The organism is Methylobacterium mesophilicum SR1.6/6 (genome assembly GCF_000364445.2).
Lineage (GTDB): Bacteria > Pseudomonadota > Alphaproteobacteria > Rhizobiales > Beijerinckiaceae > Methylobacterium > Methylobacterium mesophilicum_A.
In genome coordinates this window covers 4,785,153-4,806,721 of record NZ_CP043538.1, presented here as the reverse complement: position 1 = coordinate 4,806,721, position 21,569 = coordinate 4,785,153, and the positions used below count along the sequence as shown (strand labels likewise).

Sequence of the window (21,569 nt, the reverse complement as noted above, 5' to 3'; positions counted from 1 at the left end):
GGAACTGCATCCCGTACTGGGATCGCCCGCGTCGGCGACGATGCGGGACGATGCCGGGACAAGGGGCTGAATGAGGCCTCAGCAGCCGTGGCAGATCGAGCCCATCGTGTTGCGCATCTTGCTGTCCCAGGCCTTCGAGCGGGCCTCGGCGGCCTTCTGAGCCTTGATCATCTCCGCCTCGTTGATGGGGCGGGGCGGGAGTGCCGCGGCGCTGCCGGGCGGCTTGGTCTGGCCGGTGGGGGTGACGCGGCGGCCGCCGACAATGGGACCGGTCGGCGCCGGGGCCGCGGCGGCGCCCGGATTCGGGGCCGGGCCCTGGGCCAGCGCCGGCGGCGCCCCGAGCAGAAGGCTCAGCACAACCGCGTGACGAAGAACTGCCATGGACCTGCTCTCCCCGGCGAAGGACCGGATGCCCGTCCCGCCTCAACCGGTCGCGACCCTAGCCGATCCGCGCGTTGAAATCATGGCCTCGGGAGGCTCGCGATGAAGGAACCGTCTCCGCCCGGGAACCGCCGCGAGGCCGTGATCGCGGCCCTGCTCCGGCTCGCGCCGCGTCTGCCGGACTTCGAGGCCGAGGCCACCCTCGACCGGGCTCTGGCGAGCCCGGGCCTGCGCCGGGCCGCCCCGGAGACTGCCGCCCGCCTCGCCCTCGTAACCTACGCCCGCCACGTCTTCACCGACTACGACGACCTCCTCGCCGACGGATACGACCGGGACAGCGCCCGGCACTTCGTCCTCGACGACCTCAACGCCGCGCTGGCGGCCTGGGGCGCCGCGCCGGTCCCCGAAGATGTCCCCGACAACGCCTCTGAAGATGTCCGCGAAGATGTCCCCGAAGACGAGGCGGACGAGGCCGGTAACCCGGCGGACGACCCGCACTGAAATGGTCGCGCGGCTCCCCGCCATGCTGTAGGAGACCGGCCCGAGGCCGCCTCCGCGGCATACGACAACCGGCAGCAAAGACCATGAAGATCAGCGCGCGCAACGTCCTCAAGGGCACCGTGGTCTCGGTGGAGAAGGGGGCGACCACCTCCCACGTCAAGATCGAGATCAGCCCCGGCCAAGTGGTCACCGCCTCGATCACCAACGCGGCCGTCGAGTCCCTCAAGCTCGTCGCGGGCGGACCGGCCTACGCGGTGATCAAGGCCTCCGACGTGATGGTGGCGGTGGATTGAGGCGGCCGGGATCAGGCCTGGGTCTGGCGGGGGTGGATCTGCGACACGTCCCCTCCCCATTTCTCAGATCCTGAGGTGCGGATGGGACGGGCGGCCTTACGGGCCGTCGCGAGAGTCGGAAGCCGCTTTCGCGCCGCGGTCGGCCGCGGATAGAATGTGGTCCGGACAAGGAGTTCCGCACGTGCAGAAGACCGTGCTCGGCATCGAGACCACCTGCGACGAGACCGCCGCCGCGGTGGTGTCGGTCGACGCGGAGGGCGTCGGGCAGATTCGCGCCAATGAGGTGCTGAGCCAGATCGCCGAGCACGCGGCCTATGGCGGCGTCGTGCCGGAGATCGCCGCCCGCGCCCATGTCGAGGTGCTGGACCGGCTCATCGCCCGCGCCCTCGACAGGGCCGGGATCGGCTTCCCGGATCTCGACGGCATCGCGGTGGCGGCCGGGCCCGGGCTGATCGGCGGCGTGCTGGTCGGCCTCGTCACCGCCAAGACCCTGGCGCTCGTGACCCGCAAGCCCCTGCTGGCCGTCAACCACCTGGAGGCCCATGCCCTCACCGCGCGGCTGACCGACGGGATCGCCTTCCCCTACCTGCTGCTGCTGGTCTCGGGCGGCCACACGCAGCTGGTGGCGGTGCGCGGTGTCGGCGACTACGTCCGGCTCGGCTCCACCATCGACGACGCGATCGGCGAGGCCTTCGACAAGGCCGCCAAGCTCCTCGGCCTCGGCTATCCGGGCGGCCCCGAGGTCGAGCGCATGGCCGAGGCCGGCGATCCCGAGCGCTTCGCCCTGCCCCGCCCGATGCTGGGCCGGCGCGAGGCCGACTTCTCCCTCTCGGGTCTCAAGACCGCCCTGCGCATCGAGGCCGAGCGGATCGCGCCGCTGGCCGAGCGCGACGTCGCCGACCTCTGCGCGAGCTTCCAGGCCGCGGTGGTCGACGTGGTGGTGGACCGCGCCCGGGTCGCCCTGCGGGCCTTCTCGGACGCGGCCGGACGGCCGACCGCCCTGGTGGCGGCCGGCGGCGTGGCGGCCAACGGCGCCGTCCGCCGGGCGCTGGCTGCCCTGGCGGGCGAGGCCGGCCTGAGCTTCGTCGCCCCGCCCCTGCCCCTCTGCGGCGACAACGGCGCGATGATCGCCTGGGCCGGGCTGGAGCGCCTGCGCCTCGGGCTGGTGGACGACCTCACCGCCCCCGCGCGGCCCCGCTGGCCGCTCTCGGCCGATCCGGCCCCGGCGGCGATCCCGATCGGATGACCGAGGCGGCGCGCCGCGCGCACTGGCGGGACTTGGTGGAGCGGCGCCTGCCGGAGGCCGCCCGTCCGGGCTGGCCTGTGCGCCTCTACCACTGCTTCGCCCGGATCCTCCTGGACAATGCCTGCGGCGGACCCTGGCGCGACCACGTCCGACCTCCTGCCCACGCCACCCTGCCCCTGGACCAGCTGAAGGTGGCGATCGCCCTCGGCGAGGCCGTGCTCGCCGGCCACGCGGATCTCGTCCTCCTGAACCGCCGCTCGCTGGCGTGGCGCTGCAAGATCGCCGTCGCCCCGGTGCCCGCCGCCCTCCGGGACGGCGACCTGATCCTGCGCCGCTGGCGGCCGGACGATGCGGCGCCGTTCGCCGCGCTCAACGCCGATCCGGCGGTGATGGCGCACTTTCCCCGCCCCCGGACGGAGGCCGAGAGCGCCGCCGAGGCCGGCCAGTTCGACCGGCGCTTCGTGGCCGACGGATTCGGCCCCTGGGCCCTGGAGCACGAGGGCCGGTTCATCGGCTTCGCCGGCGCGATGCGGATCCTGCGCGCCCTGCCCTTTCCGGGCGGGGACCGGCCCGGGACCACGGTGGAGCTGGCCTGGCGCCTGGCGCGGAACGCCTGGGGTCGGGGCTACGCCACGCGCGCGGTGGGGCTCACCCTCGCCGACCTCGCCGACCGCTGCGGGATCCGCGCCGTCGTGGCCTACACGGCGGCGGGCAACATCCGCTCCCGGGCCGTGATGGAACGCCTCGGCATGGCGCCCTCCGGAAGCTTTCCGCATCCGGCGGTGCCGGAGGGGCCGCTGCGCGACCACGTGCTCTACCGGCTCGACGGGGCGGACAAAGAGGAAGCGGCATGAGCGCGGAAACCGCGATCAACGTGGTGGGCGGCGGCGCCTGGGGGACGGCGCTGGCCAATGCCGCCGCCGGGGCCGGCCATCCCGTGACGCTGTGGCTGCGCGACGCGCAGGCCGCCGCCGCCCTCCAGGCGGGCCGCGAGAATCCCCGCTACCTGCCGGGCGTGCCGCTCCATCCGGGCATCCGCGCGACGGCGGACGCGGACACACTCGCCGGCGCCCGGGCGACCCTGCTGGTCGTGCCCGCCCAGACCGTGCGCGGCGTGCTGGAGGCCCTGCGCGATCCCCTGGCCACGGCCGGGCCGGTGATCCTCTGCGCCAAAGGCATCGAGCGCGGCAGCGACAGCTTCATGAGCGCCGTGGCGGCGGAGATCCTGCCGCCGAGGACGCCGGTGGCGGTCCTGTCCGGCCCGAGCTTCGCGGCCGACGTCGCCCGCGGCCTGCCCACCGCCGTGACCCTGGCGGCCGCCGATCCCGGCCTCGCCGCGTCCCTGAGCGGGCTGCTGTCGGGGCCGAGCTTCCGGCTCTACCACACCGACGACGTGCGCGGCGTCGAGATCGGCGGCGCCGGCAAGAACGTGCTGGCCATCGCCTGCGGGATCGTGGCGGGGCGCGGCCTCGGCGAGAGCGCCCGGGCGGCGCTGATCGCCCGGGCTTTCGCCGAGCTGATGCGCTTCGCCCGCGCCTTCGGGGGCCGGGCGGAGACGCTGATGGGTCTCTCGGGGCTCGGCGACCTCGTGCTCACCGCCTCCTCGCCGCAATCGCGCAACTTCGCCTTCGGCCAGCGCCTCGGGGCCGGCGCGAGCCCTGAGGCGGCCGCGGGCGGCAAGCTCGCCGAGGGCGCGTTCACGGCCGCGGCGCTGGCCGGGCTGGCAGCGGCGAAGGGCGTCGAGATGCCGGTGGCGGAAGCCGTCGCGGCGATCGTGGCGGGGACGGCCGGCGTGGACGACGTGGTCGCGGGCCTGCTGGCCCGGCCGCTGCGCGGGGAGACCGACTGAGCCCGCGCCCGGGAAGGGCCACGAACCTGCCGGGCCCCGGGGCCGAGGCGGCCGGCCCCGGCGCGATGAGCCTCACGCCACCGAGGCCACCCGCTCCTCTGCGGCACCGTGGGTGTGATCGGCGAACTGCGCGATCGGCGCGGGCCGGCCCAGCAGGTAACCCTGCGCGAGGGTGCAGTGCTCTCGCGCCAGGAACGACAGCTCGTCGGCCGTCTCCACACCCTCCGCCACCACGGCGAGCCCGAGGCCCCGCCCCAGGCCCAGGACGGAGCGCACGATGGCGGCGCCCTGCGGGTTGCTGTGGACCGCCTTGATGAACGAGCCGTCGATCTTGATCCGGTCGAACGGGAAGGAGCGCAGGTTCGACAGCGAGGAGTAGCCGGTGCCGAAATCGTCCATGGCGATCCGCACGCCGAGCGCCTTGAGCTGGCGCAGGGTGAGCAGCGCCCTGGCCGGATCCCGGATCAGGGCTGTCTCGGTGATCTCGATCTCCAGGCGCTCAGCCTTCAGGCCCGTCTCGAACAGGATGCCGTGGACGAACTGCACGAAGTGCGGGTTGTGGAGCTGAACCGCCGAGACGTTGACGGCGATCGCCAGCGGCTGCGGCCATCCGGCGGCCGTCCGGCACGCCTCCCGCAGCACCCAGGCGCCGATCTCGAGGATCGCCCCGGTCTCCTCGGCGATCGGCACGAACAGGGCCGGCGAGACGCTGCCGCGTGCCGGGTGACCCCAGCGCAGCAGCGCCTCGAAGCCCGTCACCGCGCCGGTCTCGATCTGGGACTGCGGCTGGTAGACGAGTTCCAGCTCCCCGCGGGCCACCGCGTGACGCAGGTCGTGCTCCAGCATGCGCCTGTCGCGGATCTGCGCGCCCATGCTGGCGTCGTAGCGGCGGCAGGTGCCGCGGCCCTCGGCCTTGGCCCGGTACAGGGCGGCGTCGGCGTAGCTGAGGAGCGCGTGCTGGTCCTGGGCGTCGTCGGGGTAGACCGCGACGCCGATGCTGGTGGCGATCACCGGCCCGGAGGCCGCCGGCACCGCCGCCAGGGTCGCCAGGATCCGTTCGGCCAGCCGCTCGGCCGACCCGTCCGCGCATCCCGGCCCCTGCGGCGTGAGGATGGCGAACTCGTCGCCGCCCAGCCGCGCCATCAGCTGGTTGCCGTCGAGCAGGCCGCCGACCCGGAGAGCGAGGTCGCGCAGCATCGCGTCTCCGGCCGCGTGGCCGTACAGATCGTTGACCTCCTTGAACCGGTCGAGGTCGAGGCACAGCACCGCGAGCTTCGTGCCCTGGACGTCGGCGGCGCGCGTCTCGCGTTCCAGGCGAGCGTGAAAGCTGGTGCGGTTGGCGAGTCCCGTGAGCGCGTCGTGGTGGGCGAGATAGTGGATCTCGCTCTCGGCCCGGCGCCGCGCGCGCAGGTCGCGCACCGCGACGGCGTGGTGCGGCTGGCGCCCGTACTCGGCCACCGGGCGCATGATCACCTCGACCGGGATGGTGGCGCCCCCCGCCTGGACCAGCTCGAATTCCACCGGCTGATCGGCCGTCCCTGTGCCGGCGGCGAAACCCGGCAGGAACGCGGCAAGGCTCGCCCCGGCCAGGGCATTCGCCTCGGCGCCCGCGAGGCGGGCGAAGGCCTCGTTGGCGCTGACGATCTGGCCGGCGCGGCACACGACGAGCCCTTCCACGGCCGCGTTGGCGAGGCTGAGCAGGCGCTCGCGCTCGATCTCGGCGCGCTTGCGCTCGCGCAGGTCGAGCAGCAGGGCGGCCCCGGCGGTGAGCAGGATCAGGCAGCTCGCCAGCGCCACGGCGGCCGCGAGCCACTCGGTCCGGATCGCGCTCTCCGGGATCGCGACGGCCGGGTCGGGCACGAGGGTCACCGCGCCCATGCCGGTGAAGTGGTGGCCGCAGATCGCCAGGATCAGCAGCGCCGCACCCAGGCATCGGCCCCGTGCGGTGCGCGCCGACAGGCCGACCAGCAGGGATGCGCCTCCAAGCGAGGCGCCGATCACCACCGAGGCGGCCACCAGCGCCGGGTTCCAGATGAGGTGCCCGGGGACCTGGTAAGCCGCCATGCCGGTGTAGTGCATGGCGGCGATGCCGCCGCCCGCCACCGCGCCCCCGAGCGCAGCCCGGACATTTCCCCCGGTCGTGGCCAGGGCGAAGCCGAGGCCGGTGATCGCGACCGCGTCCGCGTAGGACAGGAGGGTCAGGCCGATTCCGTAACCCGAGGGCAGGTGCGGCTCGAAGGCGAGCATCGCCAGGAAGTGCGTCGCCCAGATGCCGGAGCCACCCGCCGCCGCCGCGACCGCGAGCCAGGTGAAGCGGCTGCGCCCGCCCGCCCGGCCGGCATGGGTCAGCAGCGCCATGGCGGTGGTGCTGGCCAGCGTGCAGACCAGCGCCGCCAGCGCTACCAGCCACAAGTTGTGTTCCCCGACGAAGCAACCGAGAACGGTCAGCATGTGGACGTCGTACTTCTACTCTGAGGTGTAGTTATAAGATTGTCGCAGATAGGATTTAATATTCATACAACGACCCGGTCTTGACCTTGCCGAATAGGGTTGTGGCCGCATCCTGATCGCTGGACGCCCGAGAAAGAGCCTGGGCGACGGGTCTGCGCGGAGCCCGGCGGCGGTGGTCTGTCCGTCGGGGATGAAGCTGCGCTATGGCGGGATGTGCCGCCGGGATCGGGCGGTTCCGGGAATCTCAGCGATGGCGTACTGGCTGTTCAAATCCGAGCCCGCGACTTGGTCGTGGGATCAGCAGGTCGCGGCCGGGGAGACCGGGACCTTCTGGAACGGCGTGCGCAACCACCTCGCCAAGCAGCAGCTGATGGCCATGCAGGTCGGCGAGCGGGGCTTCTTCTACCACTCGAACGAGGGCAAGGCGGTGGTCGGGATCGTCGAGGTGATCCGGCCCTACTATCCCGACCACACCGACGAGACCGGCCGCTTCGGCATGGTCGACGTGCGGGCGGTCCGGGCGCTTCCCCGGCCGGTGACTCTCGACGCGATCAAGGCCGATCCGGCACTCGCCGCCATGGTGCTGGTGAACAACTCCCGCCTGTCGGTGCAGCCTGTGACTGAGGCGGAGTGGGCGCGGGTCTGTGCGCTCGGAGGGGTGGGCTGAAGCGGTCTGCGCCGCGATCGCTCCGACACGCTTCGTCTCTGCTGCGCGGCGCTCGCAGAGACGTCGGATCCCCTGGCTCACGCCGCCCGATCGAGCGAGCTCCCGGACGGCAGCATCTCCTCGGCGACGTCGACGGCCGGCAGCGTGTCCATCACCCGGGTCGCCGGCAGCGTCACCACCACCTCGGTGCCCTCCCGGGGCTTCGAGGTCAGCTTGAACCGTCCGCCGTGCAGCTCGATCAGTCCCTTGACGATCGGGAGGCCCAAGCCCGACCCCTGCTCGGCGGTCTTGATTGCCAGGGAGCCGCGGCCGAACGACGACAGGACGGTGCCGAGTTCGTCCTCCGGGATGCCGGGCCCGCTGTCCTTGACCGAGACGTACTGCCCGCCCGAGGCGGTCCAGCCGACCTTCAGCCAGATCTCGCCCCCCGGTGGGGTGAACTTCACGGCGTTCGACAGGAGGTTGAGCACGATCTGGCGCAAAGCCCGCTCGTCCGCCCAGAGGCGCGGGAGGGAATCGTCGACGAGGTCGTGGAAAGTCTGGTTCTTCGCCTTGGCGCGCAGCCCCATCATGTGGCGGCACTCCTCCACCACGTGGGCGAGCTGGACCGCCTCCTCGTTGAGTTCGTAGCGCCCCGCCTCGATGCGCGAGAGGTCGAGGATCTCGTTGATGAGGTTGAGGAGATGCAGCCCGCTGTCGTGGATGTCGTTCGAGTACTCGCGATAGGAGGGCGCCGCGTGGGCGCCGAACACCTCGTTCTTCATCACCTCCGAGAAGCCCAGGATGGCGTTGAGCGGCGTGCGCAGCTCGTGGCTCATGGTCGCGAGGAAGCGGGACTTGGCGAGGTTTGCCTCCTCGGCCCGGCGGCGGGCCTCGTCGGAATTCGCCTTAGCCTGCTCCAGCTCGCCGAACATCGCGTCCTTCTCGGCGCGGGAGCGTAGGGCGCCCACCGTCGAGGCGTAGAGATGGCGGGACAGGCCGAGGAAGAAGAGCTGCGCGCCGCCGGCCATCACGACGAGCATCAGACCGTTCATCTCCCCCGAGAAGGCGGAGAGCGAGACCGTGGCGAGCGCCAGGGGGACCAGGGCGGCGACGGCCGCCAGCGGCACCGTCGCGGCCAGCATGGTGGTGACCGCGGAGGCGATGACGAGGCCGAACAGCGCGAAGGTCCAGCCCCCGGTGGCGCCGAGGCCGATCATCGCCGACCACGACAGGCTCTGCAGCACCTCGCCGATCAGAAAACGGCGGCGCCAGTGGGCCAGAGGACTCGTCGCCGGGTCGGCGCGCAGGAAACGGCGGCTCAACGTGGTGTTGAGCGAGATCATCAGGACGACACCCAGGGCCCAGGCCGCCGCCACTGCCGGGGCGATCCACACGGTCGCCGCCGCGGCGAGCACGGCCGCGAACAGCACCAGCGGGATGCCCGCCCCGGCCCGGTACTGGGCGTAGTGGCGCAGCAATTCATAGTCGAAGGCCCGTTCCAGGCCGGTCTGAGAGGTCAGCTTCTCGCGGGCCGAGCGGATCTCGCGGGCAACCCCGAGGCGGCGCGCCGCCTCCTCCGTCGAGGGGCCGCGACCGCGCTGAACCATCTCGACGGTGAGATCGGACATCGCGTCTTAAAACTCGAAACTGGTGTCGGCTCGGAATCGCTCCGTGAGGATGCGGCGGATGTGTTAAGAAGGGGCTGCCGGTATCGTTCGGATCTTATGCAACCGGCCTGTCGCGAGGCTGTCTTCAGGTTGCGCGCGGACCGGGTCGACGTGCGGTGCCGCACATCGCGCCGGCCCGGGTGAACGCTACGGTCGTGGCGACCGCGGTGCCCGATCGAGGCCGCGCATCGGGCTCCGGTGGGTCCGGACGCACGCGTCGAGGAAGGGCCGACGACCATGCCGAAGCTCACCGTCAACGGAGTCGCGCACGAGATCGACGCCGACCCGGACATGCCCCTGCTCTGGGTGCTGCGCGACCGGCTCGACGCCACCGGCACCAAATATGGCTGCGGCATCGCCCAGTGCGGTGCCTGCACGGTCCACCTCGACGGCCAGCCGGTCCGCGCCTGCCAGACGAAGATCGGCGATGTCGGCACCGCGCAGGTGACCACCATCGAGGGCGTCTCGGGCCGGGTGGCCGAGGCCGTCCAGGCGGCGTGGCGCAAGCTCGACGTGGTCCAGTGCGGCTACTGCCAGTCCGGCCAGATCATGTCGGCGATCGGCCTGCTCTCGGGCAACGCCAAGCCGAGCGACGCCGACATCGACGGGGCCATGGACGGCAACATCTGCCGCTGCGGCACCTACCAGCGCATCCGCGCGGCGATTCACGAAGCCGCGCGCAGCCTCGCCTGATCCGTCCCGGCGCCCACCTTTCCCCGCCCGCCCCCGCGGTCCCGACCGGAGCCTCGCCGCCATGCTGAACGCCCGTCGACCGAACCCCCTCCCCGTCCGTCCCAGCCGCCGCGGCCTGCTCGCCGGCGCCGGCGCCCTCGTGGTCGCGTTCCGGTTCGATCCCAAGCCCGCCCGGGCGGCGTCGGGCCCGAACCTCGCCGACGTGAAGGCGCAGCCCAATGCCTTCGTGCGGATCGGTGCCGACGACACCGTCACGGTGGTGATCAAGCACCTCGACATGGGCCAGGGGAACACGACCGGGCTCGCCACGATCCTGGCCGACGAGCTCGGCGCCGACTGGGCTAAGGTCCGCACAGAGTTCGCGCCCGCCGACGCGGCGCTCTACAACAACACCCTGATGGGCCCGATCCAGGGCACCGGCGGCTCCACCGCGGTGGCCAATTCCTGGTTCCAGCTGCGCAAGGCGGGCGCGGCCGCCCGCGAGATGCTGATGGCCGAGGCCGCCTTCCGCTGGAAGGTGCCGGTCTCGGAGATCACCGTCGCGGATGGCGTTGTGCGCCACGCGCCCTCCGGCCGGCAGGCCCGGTTCGGGGAGCTGGCTTCCTCAGCGGCCTCCCTGCCGGTGCCCTCCGAGCCGCGCCTCAAGGACCCGAGCGAGTGGCGGCTGATCGGCCAGAAGATCCCGCGCCTCGACTCGGTCGCCAAGACCAACGGCACGGCGGTCTATTCCCTGGATATCCGCCGCCCGAACCAGGTCACTGCCGTGGTGGCCCGGGCGCCACGCTTCGGCGCCACCGTGACGTCGTTCGACGCCACCGCCGCCCGCAAGGTCGCGGGCGTCCTCGACGTGGTGCAGGTGCCGACCGGCGTGGCGGTGATCGCCCGGGACACCTGGGCGGCCATGAAGGGCCGCGAGGCGCTCACGGTCGCCTGGGACGACAGCACCGCCGAGACCCGCTCGTCCGACGCGATCCTCGCCGAGTACCGCGAGCGGGCCAAGGGTCCCGGCCTCACGGCGTCCGAGCGCGGCGACCCGCAGGCGGCGCTGAAGGGCGCCGCCAAGGTGATCGAGGCCGAGTTCACCTTCCCCTATCTCGCCCACGCGGCGATGGAGCCGCTCAACGCCACGATCGAGAAGGCGGCCGATGGCGGCTACGACGTCTACGCCGGCTTCCAGTTCCAGACCGTCGAGCAGGCCACCATGGCGGCGATCCTCGGGGTGACGCCCGACCGGGTGCGGCTGCACAGCAACTGGGCCGGCGGCTCCTTCGGCCGCCGGGCGACGCCGACCGCCGACTACCTCGCAGAGGCCGCGACCGTCCTGAAGGCGTCGGGCGAGAAGGCCCCCGTGCATCTCGTCTGGACCCGCGAGGACGACATGGCCGGCGGCTACTATCGCCCGACCGTGCTGCACAAGGTCCGCGCCGGGATCGACGGCAGGGGCGCGGTGGTCGGCTGGGACCACGTCATGGTCGGCAAGTCGATCATGATCGCCTCGCCCTTCGAGGCGATGATCGTCAAGAACGGCATCGACGCCACCACCGTGGAGGGCGCCTCCGACACGCCCTACGCGCTCCCGGCCTACCGGTTCGGCGTCCATAACGGCCGCGAGGGCGTGCCGGTCCTGTGGTGGCGCTCGGTGGGCCACACCCACACGGCCCACGTGATGGAGGTGATGATCGACGAGCTGGCCCATGCCGCCAACGTCGATCCGGTGGCCTACCGGCTGTCGCTCCTGACCCAGGCGCCGCGGCTCGCCGGCGTGCTCAAGCTCGCCGCCGAGAAGGCCGGCTGGAGCGCCAAGCCCAAGGATCAGGGGCGCGGCCTCGGGGTGGCGGTCCACGAATCCTTCGGCTCCTACGTCGCCATGGTGGCCGACGTGACCGCTCAGGAGGCGGCGGTCCGGGTGAACCGCATCGTCGCCGCGGTGGATGTCGGCGTGGCGGTCAACCCGGATGTGATCCGCGCGCAGGTCGAGGGCGCGGTGGGCTTCGCCCTGTCGGCGGTGCTCAGGAACCGCATCACCCTGAAGGACGGGCAGGTGCAGGAGCACAATTTCGACGCCTACGAGCCGACCCGGATGAGCGAGATGCCGACGGTCGAGGTGCACATCGTGCCGAGCCGGGTGGCGCCCACCGGGATCGGAGAGCCTGGCGTGCCGGTGCTGGGGCCGTCGATCGCCAACGCGGTCTTCGCCGCCACCGGCCGGCGCCTGCGCTCGCTGCCCCTCGACCTGTCGAGCGTGAAGGGCGCGTGAGGAATCGCACGTTCAAGCGTCCATCGGCGGCGTAAGACGGAGGGGCCTTCCCCCCAAGGCAAGAGACCCGACTGACGACGGCGCGGCGCGACACCGCGCCGTTTCTTTTTGGGGTCGTCCGATCCCATCTCAGGCGGATGCCCGCCTTCGACGACACCGCCGCGCGCTTGCGCGCCTGCCGCCTCTGCCGGGACACACCGCTCTACGGCCAGCCCCTTCCCCAGGAGCCCCGGCCCATCGTGCAGGGATCGGCCACGGCCCGGCTCTGCATCGCCAGCCAAGCCCCCGGCACCCGCGCGCATCGCACGGGGCAGCCCTTCACCGACCCGTCGGGGGTGCGCCTGCGATCCTGGCTCGGGCTCGACGAGGCGCGGTTCTACGACCCCAGCCGGGTCGCTATCGTGCCGATGGGCTCGTGCTTCCCGGGCCTCGACGCCAAGGGCGGCGACCGGCCGCCGCGGCGGGAATGCGCCGAGCGCTGGCGGGCGGAGCTCTTCTCCGGCCTGCCGGACCTAGAACTGATCCTGGTGATCGGCCAGTACGCGCAAGGCTGGCATCTCGGACGGATGGAGGGCGGGCTCACCGGCACCGTGCGGCGCTGGCGGGAGATCCTGTCCGAGCCCCGCCGCCCCCGGGTCCTGCCCCTGCCTCACCCGTCCTGGCGCAACAACGGCTGGCTCAAGCGCGAGCCCTGGTTCGAGGCTGAGCTGCTGCCGGTGCTGCGGGACGCGGTGGCGCGGGTGATGGCGGGGTAAAAGGGCGGGCGGCCAATCGCATCTCGCGCGCGACTCACGTATAACCTCTGATCCGTGAAGTTCATCGCCCAGGAACCGAAGCGCTCGGCCAACATCGCCAAGCACGGATTCGATCCGGCGCAGTTCGAGGAGGCATTCAGCTTCGACCGGTACGCGACTGCACCCACCCGGCCGAGTTGCACAGGCCGCGTCCGCTACCTGCTGATCGGGACTTGGTTCGGAGCGGTGGTGGTCGTGGTGATCGTATCGCCACTCGGAACGGAGGCGTTCGACATTGTGAGCGTCCGCCGTGCAAATCGGACGGAGAGATCCATCTATGAAGCCCTCTGATCACGTCTCCGACGTTGGTGCGGATGCCAGCTACTCCCTCGAGGATTGGGAGGAGGTGTCCGATACGCCCGCGTTGACGGCCGAGCAATTGGCCGGGATGCGGCTGGGGCCGGAAGGTCTTCCATCGGATCTCGCAGCCGCGCTCGCTGCGCGGGCCGACCGGGTCAAGTCTGGGTCTCACGGCATTCCGGTTTCCCTGCACGTCGACCCCGACGTGCTCGCCGCCTACAAGGCTGCCGGTCCGGGCTGGGAGGCGCGCATGAACGAGGCGCTGGCGAAGGGCGCCCCGCGCCGACCGGCGCGGGCCAAGGCGCTCAAGCGTGGTTGATGTCAGGAGGGCCTCAGCGGGCTCGCATTGACAGGCGTCGCCGGCCCGTGATCCGTGCCGCGACCCCGAAGGACCTCCGATGACCGAGATTCCCGATCCCCGCGACCGCCTGATCGTGGCCCTCGACCTGCCGAGCGTGCCGGCCGCCGAGGCGCTGATCGACCGGATCGGCGACGCCGCGACCTTCTACAAGATCGGCTACCAGCTCGGCTACGCGGGCGGCCTCGCGCTCGCCGAGCGGCTGGCGGCCCGCGGCCTCAAGGTCTTCCTCGACCTGAAGCTCCACGACATCGGCAACACCGTGGAGGAGGGCGTGCGCTCGGCGTCCGGCTCCGGCGCCACCTTCCTCACCGTCCACGCCTACCCGCAGACCATGCGGGCGGCGGTGCGCGGCCGGGGTCCGGGGCTCAAGATCCTCGCCGTGACGGTGCTCACCTCCTACGACGATGCCGACGCCGCGGAAGCCGGCTACGGCCTGCCGGTGGCGGATCTCGTCGCCAAGCGCGCCGCCCAGGCCGCCGAGATCGGCATCGACGGGCTGGTCTGTTCCGCCGCCGAGGCGGGCTCGGTCCGGCGTATCGTCGGCCCGGACCGGCTGATCGTCACCCCGGGAATCCGCCCGGCGGGCGCCGAGGCCGGCGATCAGAAGCGGGTCATGACGCCCGGCGACGCCCGCAGGGCCGGGATCGACCACGTGGTGGTCGGGCGCCCGATCACCGGCGCGGCGGACCCCCGCGCGGTGGCGCAGGCGATCGTGACGGACCTCGCCTGACATCTCGTCCAACGCCCGGCGGGATTGCCTTCGCGCGGATCGGATCCACTTCGCTCCGCAAGGCAGGAGGCGCAGCATGACCAAGGGCTACTGGATCGCGCGGGTCGATGTCCGCGACGCGGAGGCCTACAAGGATTACGTGGCGGCCAACGGCGCGGCCTTCGCGAAGTTCGGCGGGCGCTTCCTCGTGCGCGGGGGCGCCCACGAGGCGGTGATGGGCCCGGCCCGGTCCCGCAACGTGGTCATCGAGTTCCCGAGCTACGCCGACGCCCTCGCCTGCTGGAACTCCGACCTCTACCAGGCCGCCAAGGCCAAGCAGCGCGGCGGCGTCGAGGCCGAGATCCTGGTGATCGAGGGGTATGACGGCGCTCAGCCCGGCGCCTCCGAGCCGGCACCGGAGGTCGGGCCGGCCTCCGAGTAGACGCCACGCTTACCCCATGCAGCCTAACGGCGTCCGCCGGTCCTGGGCGCGAGGCTCCGCAGCAGGAACGCGGTCATCACCTCCACCGGCGGCACCGGCTGGAGGGTGGAACTGCCCACCAGCAGCGGGTGGGTGTAGCGGGCGATGGCGGTGTGGATGCAGGCTGCCGCCTCGGCCGGATCGGCAGCCTCGAACGCGCCCCGCGCCACGCCCTCGCGGATGATCCGCTCGAACCCGGCGGTAATCCGGGCGACGTGGTGGCGGCAGACCTCCCAGCTCTCCACCATCGCCGCCTCGATCATCTCGTGCAGGCGGGGAAACGTCTCGCAGCGGCGGGTGCAGTCGCGATGGAGGGTCTCGATCGCCGCAACGAGACGCTCGGTGGCGTCGAGGCCCGGCCGGTCGGCGATCTCGGAGATGACCGCCTCGCTCTCGCCGATCAGGCGCTCCAGCACCGCCTCGTTGATCGCCTTCTTCGAGTCGAAGAAGCGGTAGACGTTGGCCGGGCTCATCTTCAGGGTCCGGGCGATGTCGGCCACGGTGGTCTTCTGATAGCCGATCTCGCGGAAATACGTGTCCGCCGTCGCGAGGATGCGGCTCCGCGTGTCGGGCGCGCACTCCTCCGCGATCAGGTGGGTCGTATCATCCAGGGACATGCGTCCTCACTAGGCCATGCGGGCGCGGAGCGTCAAAGACGCGAGCCCGGATCCGGTTCCCCCTGCGGCCGCTGCGCGCGCCCGGAACCCGCCCCGGCGGCACTCATTGCCCGCTCGACGGTGCCCGTCCGCGGCGCGCCCTGATGAGCCTTGATGGGATCGACGATGAGCTTCACCGACACCCGTGCCCTCGTCACCGGGGCCGATTCCGGCATCGGACGGGCGACTGCGGAGCTGCTGGCCCGCGAAGGTGCAGACGTGGCGATCACCTACCACACCGACGAGGCGGGCATCCGTGAGACGGCCGCGCGGGTTGAGGCCGCCGGCCGCCGGGCCCTTGTCCTGCAGCTCGATGTCGGCGACCCGGCCGCAGTCGCGGCCGCCTTCGACCGGATCGGCAGCGAGTTCGGCACCCTCGACATCCTCGTGGCCAATGCCGGGCAGGCCATGAGCGGCATGCCGGTCGTCGAGATGGACGACACCGTGCTGGAACGGATCCTGCGGGTGAACCTGATGGGGCCGCTGTTCTGCGCCCGCCCCTTCATCAAGATGCGCCGGGCCCAGGGTGGGAACGGCAAGATCGTGTTCGTCTCCTCCGTGGCCCAGCACCTGCCGACTCCGGAGAGCGCGCCCTACGGCATGTCGAAGGCGGGCCTCGGCTCCCTCTGTCGTTCCCTCTCGCGGGAACTCGCCGAGGACCGGATCAACGTCAACAGCGTCGCCCCGGGCCTGATCGAGACGCCGATGACCTCCGACCGCTTCGAGAAGCCGGAGGTGCTCGAGCAGTCGCTGGAGCGGATCCCGTGGCACCGGGCCGGCCAGCCGGAGGAGATCGCCCGGGCGATCCTCTACCTCGCCTCGGACGCGGCCGATTACGTCACCGGTCACACACTCGTGGTCGATGGCGGGCTGACGATGCAGTGGGGCGGGGCCTGAAACGACGAACGGCGCCGGACTCGCGTCCGGCGCCGCGCGGCGGCTTGGGTCAGGGACTGCGTTACGAGCCGAACTGCGAGCCCAGCCGTTCCAGGTACTCGGCGAGGTCGACGCCGCCGACCCGCTTGCCGTAATCGAAGCGCATGCCCTGGCGGATGTCGACGCTGGCATCGCGGGTCGTCAGGGTGAAGGGCCGGACGCACACCCAGGCCCCGTCACGGCGGTGCTCGAAGTACCCGAGGATCTCGTGCTTGGCCATGATCTGTCCTCCGAAACCGTGTTTGAGGATATAACGGCCGCGCTGGCCCGCGGTTCGCGTGGCGCGACTGTTTTTCGCGACGGGTCCGGGGACGATGGGAGTGTTCGTGGTCCTGAGGGACCGGACAGGTGCGGCCAGGTCTCGCTGCGGGCCGGATCGGATCCGCCTGGACTTGCCTTAAGCTTGGCCGCTGCCGCGTGAATGCTCGGTGCAGCGCACAAACCGGTCAGTGCCAGCGGTCGAGGATCTCGGCGGTCGTCATCGTCTCGACCTGATGGCCGTAGCGCATCCGGTACATCAGGAGCAGCGCGTCGTGCGCCTCGTCGCAGGAGCTGCAGAGCCCGTCCGAGGCCAGCACGATCCGGTAGCCAAGGTCGACGCCGCCGAGCACCGCGGCCAGCACGCAGACATCCGTCTCCGCCCCGGTGACGATCAGGGTGTCGATGCCCCGGGCCTGGAGGCGCGCGTCCAGATCCGTGTCGAGCCACGGCGAGTAGACCAGCTTGTCGAGGATCTCCGCGGGCGGCGCCAGCCGCGCGAGGTCCGGCACGAGGTCGATCAGGCCGGGGTCGAGGCGTTCCCGGGTCATGTCCGCCCACCGCTCCGAGTAGGTCGCCCAGGTGCCGCGCCCCTCCCCGGGCCGGGCAGCCGGGATGAAGCGGGTGAAGATGGTCCGCTCCGGACGTGCCGAGGCAAGCCGGCACACATGCGGAAGAACCCGCATCATCCAAGGTGTCTGCCAGTCGGTGGGCTCCGCGAACATGCGCTGCATGTCCACGCAGAGGTGGACGCAGCCGTCCCCCAGAGGCTTGCTGGACGAGGCGCCCTCCTGGCCCCTGTGGTCCGTCGATCGAGCGCTGCCTGTGTCCATCTCCGCGCAATCAGGCAGGGTGGGTGTTGTTCCTGCGGCAGAATGGGGCGCCGCGCGTCGCCGGAGGGCGCCTTCCGGCGCACCCACGACCCGACGCGAACGGCACCCCGTCCGCCGGGGCTGGCCGGCGCCGCGCCCGGGGGCGGCGCCGAACCCGTGCTCCGATGCTGTTCCTCCCGCCGAGCCGGCTTCCACCTCGGCGGGGCGCCCTACCGGTCCGCCTTCTCGCCGGCCGTGGTGAGCTGGAGGTAGCGCTCCGTGGTCGGGCGGATCAGGTTGCGCACTGCCTCCGCCATGGTCTGCTCCTCCTTCAACGACTGCTGGAAGGCCGTCCGGTGGCCCTGCTGGCCGGCCGCGTCGCCGATGGTGAGAAGCGACTCGTAGGCCGCGATCTCGAAGTTCTCGAAGGCGTGGTTGGCGTAGGTGTTCTTCAGGATCTCATCCTGGGCCGGCGTGTGTCCCAGAGCCATCATGTTGCCGACGAAGCCCAGGAACCCCTCCTTCAGGGCCGAGGGGCTGTCGCCGAGGCTCTGGAGCGCCTCCTCCAGGCGCTGGCGCTGGCCGTGCGTCTCCTCGATATGGCGGCGGAGGGCTTGCTCCATCTCCGGGTAGCGCTCGAGGCGCTCGACCTGCCGCTCCATGATCTGCAGCGCCTGCATCTCCAGGGCGTGGGTGTTCTTCAGGGCCGTGACGTAGATCTCGCGCGCGTCCATTGCCATGGTCGTCACCTCTGTTCCGTTGCGGGCTCGGGCGGCCCAGTCACCCGGGGAACCCAAACGCTGGACGGCCAAGTTCCTGGCGGACCACCGCGGGCTTCGGCGCGGCTCCGCGCCCGATGCGCGGGGCGGGGCGAGACAGGCCGGGTGCCGCCCGGGGGCGGGATGGGATCGCCGGACCCCCTTCCTGCGGCGATCTGCGCCGGCACCGGCTCGCGGTCGTGAGCCCCGCGCAGCGGGGCCCGGGCGTGACCGGCGGCTCAAGCCGCATCGACCTGCCTGAGGGCTCAAGCGTACCCGTCATGCGCCTGTCGGCACGGTGCCCGGATCTCCGCCACCCCTGCCGGGTTGGCTGAACGGGACGCGATTATAAGCCTGGAGCCCCGCAAGCGCGGCGACGCGGACGGATCAGGACTGCGCGATGTCGAAGGAGTCGTCGAAGGACTCGCCGATCTCGGACGGCCCGCGCTGACGCCCGCGCGACGAGACCATTGCGCAGACGGGACGCGGCTTGCCGAACGACACGGGCCATCCGGTCGAGATCGAGAAACACGAGCCCAGCGGGATCGGGAAGAGGATCCGCGAACTTTGAGCCGGCCGAAGCCTGCCGATCCCATCCGGACGCGGCGTTGGGGAGCGGCCGCTGCGTCCAGCGCGCACGGGCCGGCGCTCTGACCTTCGCGCCCGCCTTCGCGCCCGCGGCCGGTCGCGACTGGGCCGGGCCCTACCGGTGCGCCATGCAGGCCTTCATGAATTCCTCGCGCTGCGGCGCGTTCATCTGGTTGAACCGCCCCGGATTCCGGCCGGCCGTCGTGTAAAGGCCCTTCGCCTCCGCTTCCTTCAGGCACGCCTCCCGCTTCGGGTTGGCCTGCGCGCAGGCTTGCGTGAGCGGAAGGAGGACAAGGATTGAGGCGACGAAGACAGTTCTCATGAGGTCCGATCTCCCGCAACCGAGCGCTAACGAGATCGCGAAAACTGTCTTCGAACAAGACATCAATGGGTGGCTCCAGTTATTGTGATCGGGCCGCTGGTCGGTCGTTCGCAATCCGCCTGCCGGAGCGTTCCCCAATGGGAGGCGTCGGGGCTCAGCGGCGGTCCGTACACGCGGCGCTTGGAGCGGCGCGGTCCGTCGTCGTGCCGTTCCCGATTCGCCGCGAGCAGGAAGGACGCGATCAGCATCGCGCACGGAGGCCAAGGATCACGATCGATGGAGCGAACATCGGCAAATGAACGACTTTTGATCGTGATCGCTACGTCGCTGTCATGGCAAACGAGGCGTCAACGGCCGACCGGATCGTGCCGGCCGCCGCGCGCCGGCACCCCCGGCCGGGGGCGACCACCGACATCGTGGCCGTCATCGTAACGGTGGCGCGCAGGTTCGGAGATAGACGGGACCGAAGATATCTCCGGCACTATGCATCGGAATCCGAAGATTACAGAGTATTATAACTATCTGTGTCGGCGGATTTACCAACCATTACCGAATCGCGCGCAAGGTCACGCCCGGTGGGAACAGGCGTGGACATGAGCGGGACACCGCGTGATGGGACGGCGCCCGAGCGCACGGCTCCGGACCTCGTCAAGCTGGTTCGCCGGGATCAGCTCGAGGCCGTGCGCCGCAGCGTCCTCATCGCCATCCCGGTCAACGTGCTGCTCGGTCTGCTCGGAGCTCTCGTCGCCTACTCTGCCGGGCTCGGGCAGGCCGGCGCCGCCTGGTTCGCGATTTCCCTGTGCGTCAACCTCCTGCGCGCCGCCCTGTGCCGCGCGCCCTGCGGAGGCTTGTCGCTCACCCTCGACACGCCGCCGGAAGAGGCGGTGGGCCATGCGCGGGCGGTCGAGCGGCAACTCGGGCTCGCGACCGGCGCGGCCCTCGCCTCCGGTCTCGTCTGGGCCTTCGTGCCGACCCTGTGCGCGGGGCTCACCGCGACCTCGACGACCTTCTACCTGGTCGTCATCTGCGGCATCACCGCCGGCTCCGTCGTGCACGGCATCGCCTTCGCCCGCGTTCCGCTCTGCTTCATCACCCCGCCGCTCCTGTCGGTCGCTGGCTGCCTGCTCTACGCCGGCGGACTGGACGACGTCTGCCTCGCCGGCACCGTGCTCCTGTATCTGGTGGCCCTCGCGCGCAGCGCGGTCGAGAGCGAGAAGGTGTTTCGCGAGGCGAGCCGCCTGAAGCACGCGGCGACGGCGCTCGCGCGCGCGGCCGCCGCGGCCCATGCCGGCGAGGCGGCCCTGGCGGAGGAGATGCGTCGCCGCGCGACGCACGACGATCTCACCGGGCTGCTGAACCGCGCCGGCTTCGCGCAGCAGGCCGAGACGTGGGCCCAGCGGCCCGAGGCGGCGCGCTGCCTGCTGCTGCTCGACCTCGACGGCTTCAAGACCGTCAACGACATCTACGGGCATCAGATGGGCGACCGGGTCCTGGCCGAGGTCGGCCGTCGCCTGAGCATCATCCTGCCGCCAGGGGCCGTGGTCGCCCGGCTCGGCGGCGACGAGTTCGCCCTGCTGTACGATCCGCTGCAATCGGGCTTGGCGCCGAACGCCCTCGCCAAGCGCGTGATCGAGGCCGTCGCGGCGCCCTTCGGCGCCTTCGAGGCAGGTCGGCTGGGGGTCAGCATCGGCATCCAGTTCGCGGCCATGTCCAGCATCACACAGATGCTGAGCTGCGCCGACGAGGCGCTGTACGCGGCCAAGAGCGCCGGACGGAACAGCTACCGCGTCTTCGACGCTACCCTGCGGGCCCAGCGCGAGATGCGGCGCGACTGCGGTCGGGACCTCTCGAGCGCCCTGGCCGAGGACAGGCTCGCCGTCTGGTTCCAGCCCATCTTCGGCCAGGACGGCACGACCCTCGCGGGCCTCGAAGGGCTCGTGCGGTGGCAGCATCCGCGGCACGGCTGGATCCCGCCGGGCGACATCGTCACCGCGGCCGCCACCGCGGGCCTGACCGAGTCGCTGCTGCGCTTCGTCCTCGAACAGGCCTGCGGGATGATGGGCCTTCTGCGCGCTCTGGACCTGCCGCAGGTGCGCGTGGCGATGAACGTCTCGCCGCGGGAGATGGCGCAACTTCCCGTCGACGCGATCGTCCTGAAGCGGCTCGCGGATCTGGCTCTGCCGCCCGCGGGGCTGGAGATCGAGATCACGGAGGAGACGGCCCTCGGGATCAACGTGATCCAGGACAAGCTGCAGACCCTGGCGCGGGCGGGGGTGTGCGTGGCCCTCGACGATTTCGGGGTCGGCTACGCGTCCCTCGCCTCGCTGCGCCAGCTCCGGGCCGGACGGATCAAGATCGACCGCAGCCTCGTGACCGGCCTGTCCGAGAGCAAAGACAAGCGTGTCATGGTCCAGGCGGTGCTGAACCTCGGAGCCTCTCTCGGTCTCGAAGTCGTCGCCGAGGGGATCGAGACCGCCGACGATCTGGGCACGCTCCGGGATCTCGGCTGCCCGTTCCTGCAGGGCTACCATCTCGGCGAGCCGATGCCGCAGGGTGCGCTCGTCCCGATGCTGTCGGCCGCCCGGGCGGCCGCCTGACCCGCCGGCG

23 protein-coding genes are annotated in these 21,569 nt (G+C 71.6%); 15 read left to right on the top strand and 8 right to left on the bottom strand.

Annotated elements, in window-relative coordinates; translation table 11 throughout:
* Positions 1-78 precede the first annotated feature (78 nt).
* The gene (locus MMSR116_RS22805; RefSeq protein WP_010686188.1) at positions 79-381 is read right to left on the bottom strand and encodes a hypothetical protein; all 303 of its coding nucleotides are present in this window, start codon (positions 379-381) and stop codon (positions 79-81) included.
* Between the two features lie 102 nt (positions 382-483).
* Here MMSR116_RS22805 and MMSR116_RS22800 point away from each other — a divergent pair, with 102 nt between their 5' ends.
* The 5 genes from MMSR116_RS22800 (at position 484) to MMSR116_RS22780 (ending at position 4,270) form a co-directional block, all read left to right on the top strand.
* Positions 484-882 carry a DUF2293 domain-containing protein gene (locus MMSR116_RS22800; protein ID WP_010686189.1) on the top strand — a complete coding sequence of 133 codons (399 nt, stop codon included), beginning with the start codon at positions 484-486 and terminating at the stop codon, positions 880-882.
* Positions 883-965: 83 nt separating this feature from the next.
* Positions 966-1,175, top strand: coding sequence for a TOBE domain-containing protein (locus MMSR116_RS22795; protein ID WP_010686190.1), 210 nt, complete (start codon positions 966-968; stop codon positions 1,173-1,175).
* Positions 1,176-1,356: 181 nt separating this feature from the next.
* Positions 1,357-2,421, top strand: a complete 1,065-nt coding sequence (gene tsaD / locus MMSR116_RS22790) for a tRNA (adenosine(37)-N6)-threonylcarbamoyltransferase complex transferase subunit TsaD (RefSeq protein ID WP_010686191.1) — start codon at positions 1,357-1,359, stop codon at positions 2,419-2,421.
* Complete coding sequence (locus MMSR116_RS22785) at positions 2,418-3,275, top strand: GNAT family N-acetyltransferase (protein WP_010686192.1); 858 nt, start codon at positions 2,418-2,420, stop codon at positions 3,273-3,275. Before tsaD ends, MMSR116_RS22785 begins: the two co-directional genes overlap by 4 nt.
* On the top strand, positions 3,272-4,270 hold the full coding sequence (locus tag MMSR116_RS22780; protein WP_010686193.1) for an NAD(P)H-dependent glycerol-3-phosphate dehydrogenase: 999 nt from the start codon (positions 3,272-3,274) through the stop codon (positions 4,268-4,270). Before MMSR116_RS22785 ends, MMSR116_RS22780 begins: the two co-directional genes overlap by 4 nt.
* Before the next feature lie 72 nt (positions 4,271-4,342).
* Here the strand turns inward: MMSR116_RS22780 and MMSR116_RS22775 are convergent, their stop codons facing one another.
* Positions 4,343-6,721, bottom strand: coding sequence for an EAL domain-containing protein (locus MMSR116_RS22775; protein WP_010686194.1), 2,379 nt, complete (start codon positions 6,719-6,721; stop codon positions 4,343-4,345).
* A gap of 250 nt (positions 6,722-6,971) precedes the next feature.
* Between MMSR116_RS22775 and MMSR116_RS22770 the strand changes: the two genes are divergently transcribed.
* Positions 6,972-7,388, top strand: coding sequence for an EVE domain-containing protein (locus MMSR116_RS22770; RefSeq protein WP_010686195.1), 417 nt, complete (start codon positions 6,972-6,974; stop codon positions 7,386-7,388).
* A gap of 77 nt (positions 7,389-7,465) precedes the next feature.
* Here MMSR116_RS22770 and MMSR116_RS22765 read toward each other — a convergent pair whose 3' ends face one another.
* Positions 7,466-8,998, bottom strand: a complete 1,533-nt coding sequence (locus MMSR116_RS22765; RefSeq protein WP_010686196.1) for a sensor histidine kinase — start codon at positions 8,996-8,998, stop codon at positions 7,466-7,468.
* A gap of 276 nt (positions 8,999-9,274) precedes the next feature.
* On the opposite strand from MMSR116_RS22765, the gene MMSR116_RS22760 reads away from it, so the two are divergent.
* The 7 genes from MMSR116_RS22760 (at position 9,275) to MMSR116_RS22730 (ending at position 14,593) form a co-directional block, all read left to right on the top strand.
* Positions 9,275-9,730 (top strand): (2Fe-2S)-binding protein, encoded by a 456-nt coding sequence (locus tag MMSR116_RS22760; protein WP_010686197.1) that lies wholly within the window; start codon positions 9,275-9,277, stop codon positions 9,728-9,730.
* 61 nt (positions 9,731-9,791) lie between these two features.
* Positions 9,792-11,987 carry a xanthine dehydrogenase family protein molybdopterin-binding subunit gene (locus MMSR116_RS22755; RefSeq protein WP_010686198.1) on the top strand — a complete coding sequence of 732 codons (2,196 nt, stop codon included), beginning with the start codon at positions 9,792-9,794 and terminating at the stop codon, positions 11,985-11,987.
* A gap of 137 nt (positions 11,988-12,124) precedes the next feature.
* On the top strand, positions 12,125-12,742 hold the full coding sequence (locus MMSR116_RS22750) for a uracil-DNA glycosylase family protein (RefSeq protein WP_039894338.1): 618 nt from the start codon (positions 12,125-12,127) through the stop codon (positions 12,740-12,742).
* Positions 12,743-12,796: 54 nt separating this feature from the next.
* The gene (locus MMSR116_RS22745) at positions 12,797-13,072 is read left to right on the top strand and encodes a BrnT family toxin (protein ID WP_010686200.1); all 276 of its coding nucleotides are present in this window, start codon (positions 12,797-12,799) and stop codon (positions 13,070-13,072) included.
* Positions 13,059-13,400 carry a BrnA antitoxin family protein gene (locus MMSR116_RS22740; RefSeq protein WP_010686201.1) on the top strand — a complete coding sequence of 114 codons (342 nt, stop codon included), beginning with the start codon at positions 13,059-13,061 and terminating at the stop codon, positions 13,398-13,400. The genes MMSR116_RS22745 and MMSR116_RS22740 overlap by 14 nt, the downstream gene beginning before the upstream one ends.
* Positions 13,401-13,479: 79 nt before the next feature.
* Positions 13,480-14,172, top strand: a complete 693-nt coding sequence (pyrF, locus tag MMSR116_RS22735) for an orotidine-5'-phosphate decarboxylase (protein ID WP_010686202.1) — start codon at positions 13,480-13,482, stop codon at positions 14,170-14,172.
* Positions 14,173-14,248: 76 nt separating this feature from the next.
* Positions 14,249-14,593: a DUF1330 domain-containing protein gene (locus tag MMSR116_RS22730; RefSeq protein WP_010686203.1), complete on the top strand. Its 345-nt coding sequence runs from the start codon at positions 14,249-14,251 to the stop codon at positions 14,591-14,593.
* A gap of 23 nt (positions 14,594-14,616) precedes the next feature.
* Here the strand turns inward: MMSR116_RS22730 and MMSR116_RS22725 are convergent, their stop codons facing one another.
* Positions 14,617-15,249, bottom strand: coding sequence for a TetR/AcrR family transcriptional regulator (locus MMSR116_RS22725; protein WP_010686204.1), 633 nt, complete (start codon positions 15,247-15,249; stop codon positions 14,617-14,619).
* 165 nt (positions 15,250-15,414) lie between these two features.
* On the opposite strand from MMSR116_RS22725, the gene MMSR116_RS22720 reads away from it, so the two are divergent.
* Complete coding sequence (locus MMSR116_RS22720; RefSeq protein WP_010686205.1) at positions 15,415-16,185, top strand: SDR family NAD(P)-dependent oxidoreductase; 771 nt, start codon at positions 15,415-15,417, stop codon at positions 16,183-16,185.
* A 61-nt stretch (positions 16,186-16,246) separates the two neighbouring features.
* Here MMSR116_RS22720 and MMSR116_RS22715 read toward each other — a convergent pair whose 3' ends face one another.
* The 4 genes from MMSR116_RS22715 to MMSR116_RS22700 form a co-directional block, all read right to left on the bottom strand.
* Positions 16,247-16,444, bottom strand: a complete 198-nt coding sequence (locus MMSR116_RS22715) for a hypothetical protein (protein ID WP_012318739.1) — start codon at positions 16,442-16,444, stop codon at positions 16,247-16,249.
* 226 nt (positions 16,445-16,670) lie between these two features.
* Positions 16,671-17,315: an isochorismatase family cysteine hydrolase gene (locus tag MMSR116_RS22710; protein WP_083920299.1), complete on the bottom strand. Its 645-nt coding sequence runs from the start codon at positions 17,313-17,315 to the stop codon at positions 16,671-16,673.
* Positions 17,316-17,524: 209 nt separating this feature from the next.
* Positions 17,525-18,034, bottom strand: coding sequence for a ferritin-like domain-containing protein (locus tag MMSR116_RS22705; RefSeq protein ID WP_010686209.1), 510 nt, complete (start codon positions 18,032-18,034; stop codon positions 17,525-17,527).
* A gap of 721 nt (positions 18,035-18,755) precedes the next feature.
* Complete coding sequence (locus tag MMSR116_RS22700) at positions 18,756-18,962, bottom strand: hypothetical protein (protein ID WP_010686210.1); 207 nt, start codon at positions 18,960-18,962, stop codon at positions 18,756-18,758.
* A 593-nt stretch (positions 18,963-19,555) separates the two neighbouring features.
* Here MMSR116_RS22700 and MMSR116_RS22695 point away from each other — a divergent pair.
* Positions 19,556-21,559 (top strand): putative bifunctional diguanylate cyclase/phosphodiesterase, encoded by a 2,004-nt coding sequence (locus tag MMSR116_RS22695; protein ID WP_051072282.1) that lies wholly within the window; start codon positions 19,556-19,558, stop codon positions 21,557-21,559.
* Positions 21,560-21,569: the final 10 nt, after the last annotated feature.

Coding starts and splice junctions, on each gene's coding strand:
- MMSR116_RS22805 (WP_010686188.1), bottom strand. CDS start 381: ATGGCAGTTCTTCGTCACGCGGTTGTGCTGAGCCTTCTGCTCGGGGCG.
- MMSR116_RS22800 (WP_010686189.1), top strand. CDS start 484: ATGAAGGAACCGTCTCCGCCCGGGAACCGCCGCGAGGCCGTGATCGCG.
- MMSR116_RS22795 (WP_010686190.1), top strand. CDS start 966: ATGAAGATCAGCGCGCGCAACGTCCTCAAGGGCACCGTGGTCTCGGTG.
- MMSR116_RS22785 (WP_010686192.1), top strand. CDS start 2,418: ATGACCGAGGCGGCGCGCCGCGCGCACTGGCGGGACTTGGTGGAGCGG.
- MMSR116_RS22780 (WP_010686193.1), top strand. CDS start 3,272: ATGAGCGCGGAAACCGCGATCAACGTGGTGGGCGGCGGCGCCTGGGGG.
- MMSR116_RS22775 (WP_010686194.1), bottom strand. CDS start 6,721: ATGCTGACCGTTCTCGGTTGCTTCGTCGGGGAACACAACTTGTGGCTG.
- MMSR116_RS22770 (WP_010686195.1), top strand. CDS start 6,972: ATGGCGTACTGGCTGTTCAAATCCGAGCCCGCGACTTGGTCGTGGGAT.
- MMSR116_RS22765 (WP_010686196.1), bottom strand. CDS start 8,998: ATGTCCGATCTCACCGTCGAGATGGTTCAGCGCGGTCGCGGCCCCTCG.
- MMSR116_RS22760 (WP_010686197.1), top strand. CDS start 9,275: ATGCCGAAGCTCACCGTCAACGGAGTCGCGCACGAGATCGACGCCGAC.
- MMSR116_RS22755 (WP_010686198.1), top strand. CDS start 9,792: ATGCTGAACGCCCGTCGACCGAACCCCCTCCCCGTCCGTCCCAGCCGC.
- MMSR116_RS22750 (WP_039894338.1), top strand. CDS start 12,125: ATGCCCGCCTTCGACGACACCGCCGCGCGCTTGCGCGCCTGCCGCCTC.
- MMSR116_RS22740 (WP_010686201.1), top strand. CDS start 13,059: ATGAAGCCCTCTGATCACGTCTCCGACGTTGGTGCGGATGCCAGCTAC.
- pyrF (WP_010686202.1), top strand. CDS start 13,480: ATGACCGAGATTCCCGATCCCCGCGACCGCCTGATCGTGGCCCTCGAC.
- MMSR116_RS22730 (WP_010686203.1), top strand. CDS start 14,249: ATGACCAAGGGCTACTGGATCGCGCGGGTCGATGTCCGCGACGCGGAG.
- MMSR116_RS22725 (WP_010686204.1), bottom strand. CDS start 15,249: ATGTCCCTGGATGATACGACCCACCTGATCGCGGAGGAGTGCGCGCCC.
- MMSR116_RS22720 (WP_010686205.1), top strand. CDS start 15,415: ATGAGCTTCACCGACACCCGTGCCCTCGTCACCGGGGCCGATTCCGGC.
- MMSR116_RS22715 (WP_012318739.1), bottom strand. CDS start 16,444: ATGGCCAAGCACGAGATCCTCGGGTACTTCGAGCACCGCCGTGACGGG.
- MMSR116_RS22710 (WP_083920299.1), bottom strand. CDS start 17,315: ATGGACACAGGCAGCGCTCGATCGACGGACCACAGGGGCCAGGAGGGC.
- MMSR116_RS22705 (WP_010686209.1), bottom strand. CDS start 18,034: ATGGCAATGGACGCGCGCGAGATCTACGTCACGGCCCTGAAGAACACC.
- MMSR116_RS22700 (WP_010686210.1), bottom strand. CDS start 18,962: ATGAGAACTGTCTTCGTCGCCTCAATCCTTGTCCTCCTTCCGCTCACG.
- MMSR116_RS22695 (WP_051072282.1), top strand. CDS start 19,556: ATGAGCGGGACACCGCGTGATGGGACGGCGCCCGAGCGCACGGCTCCG.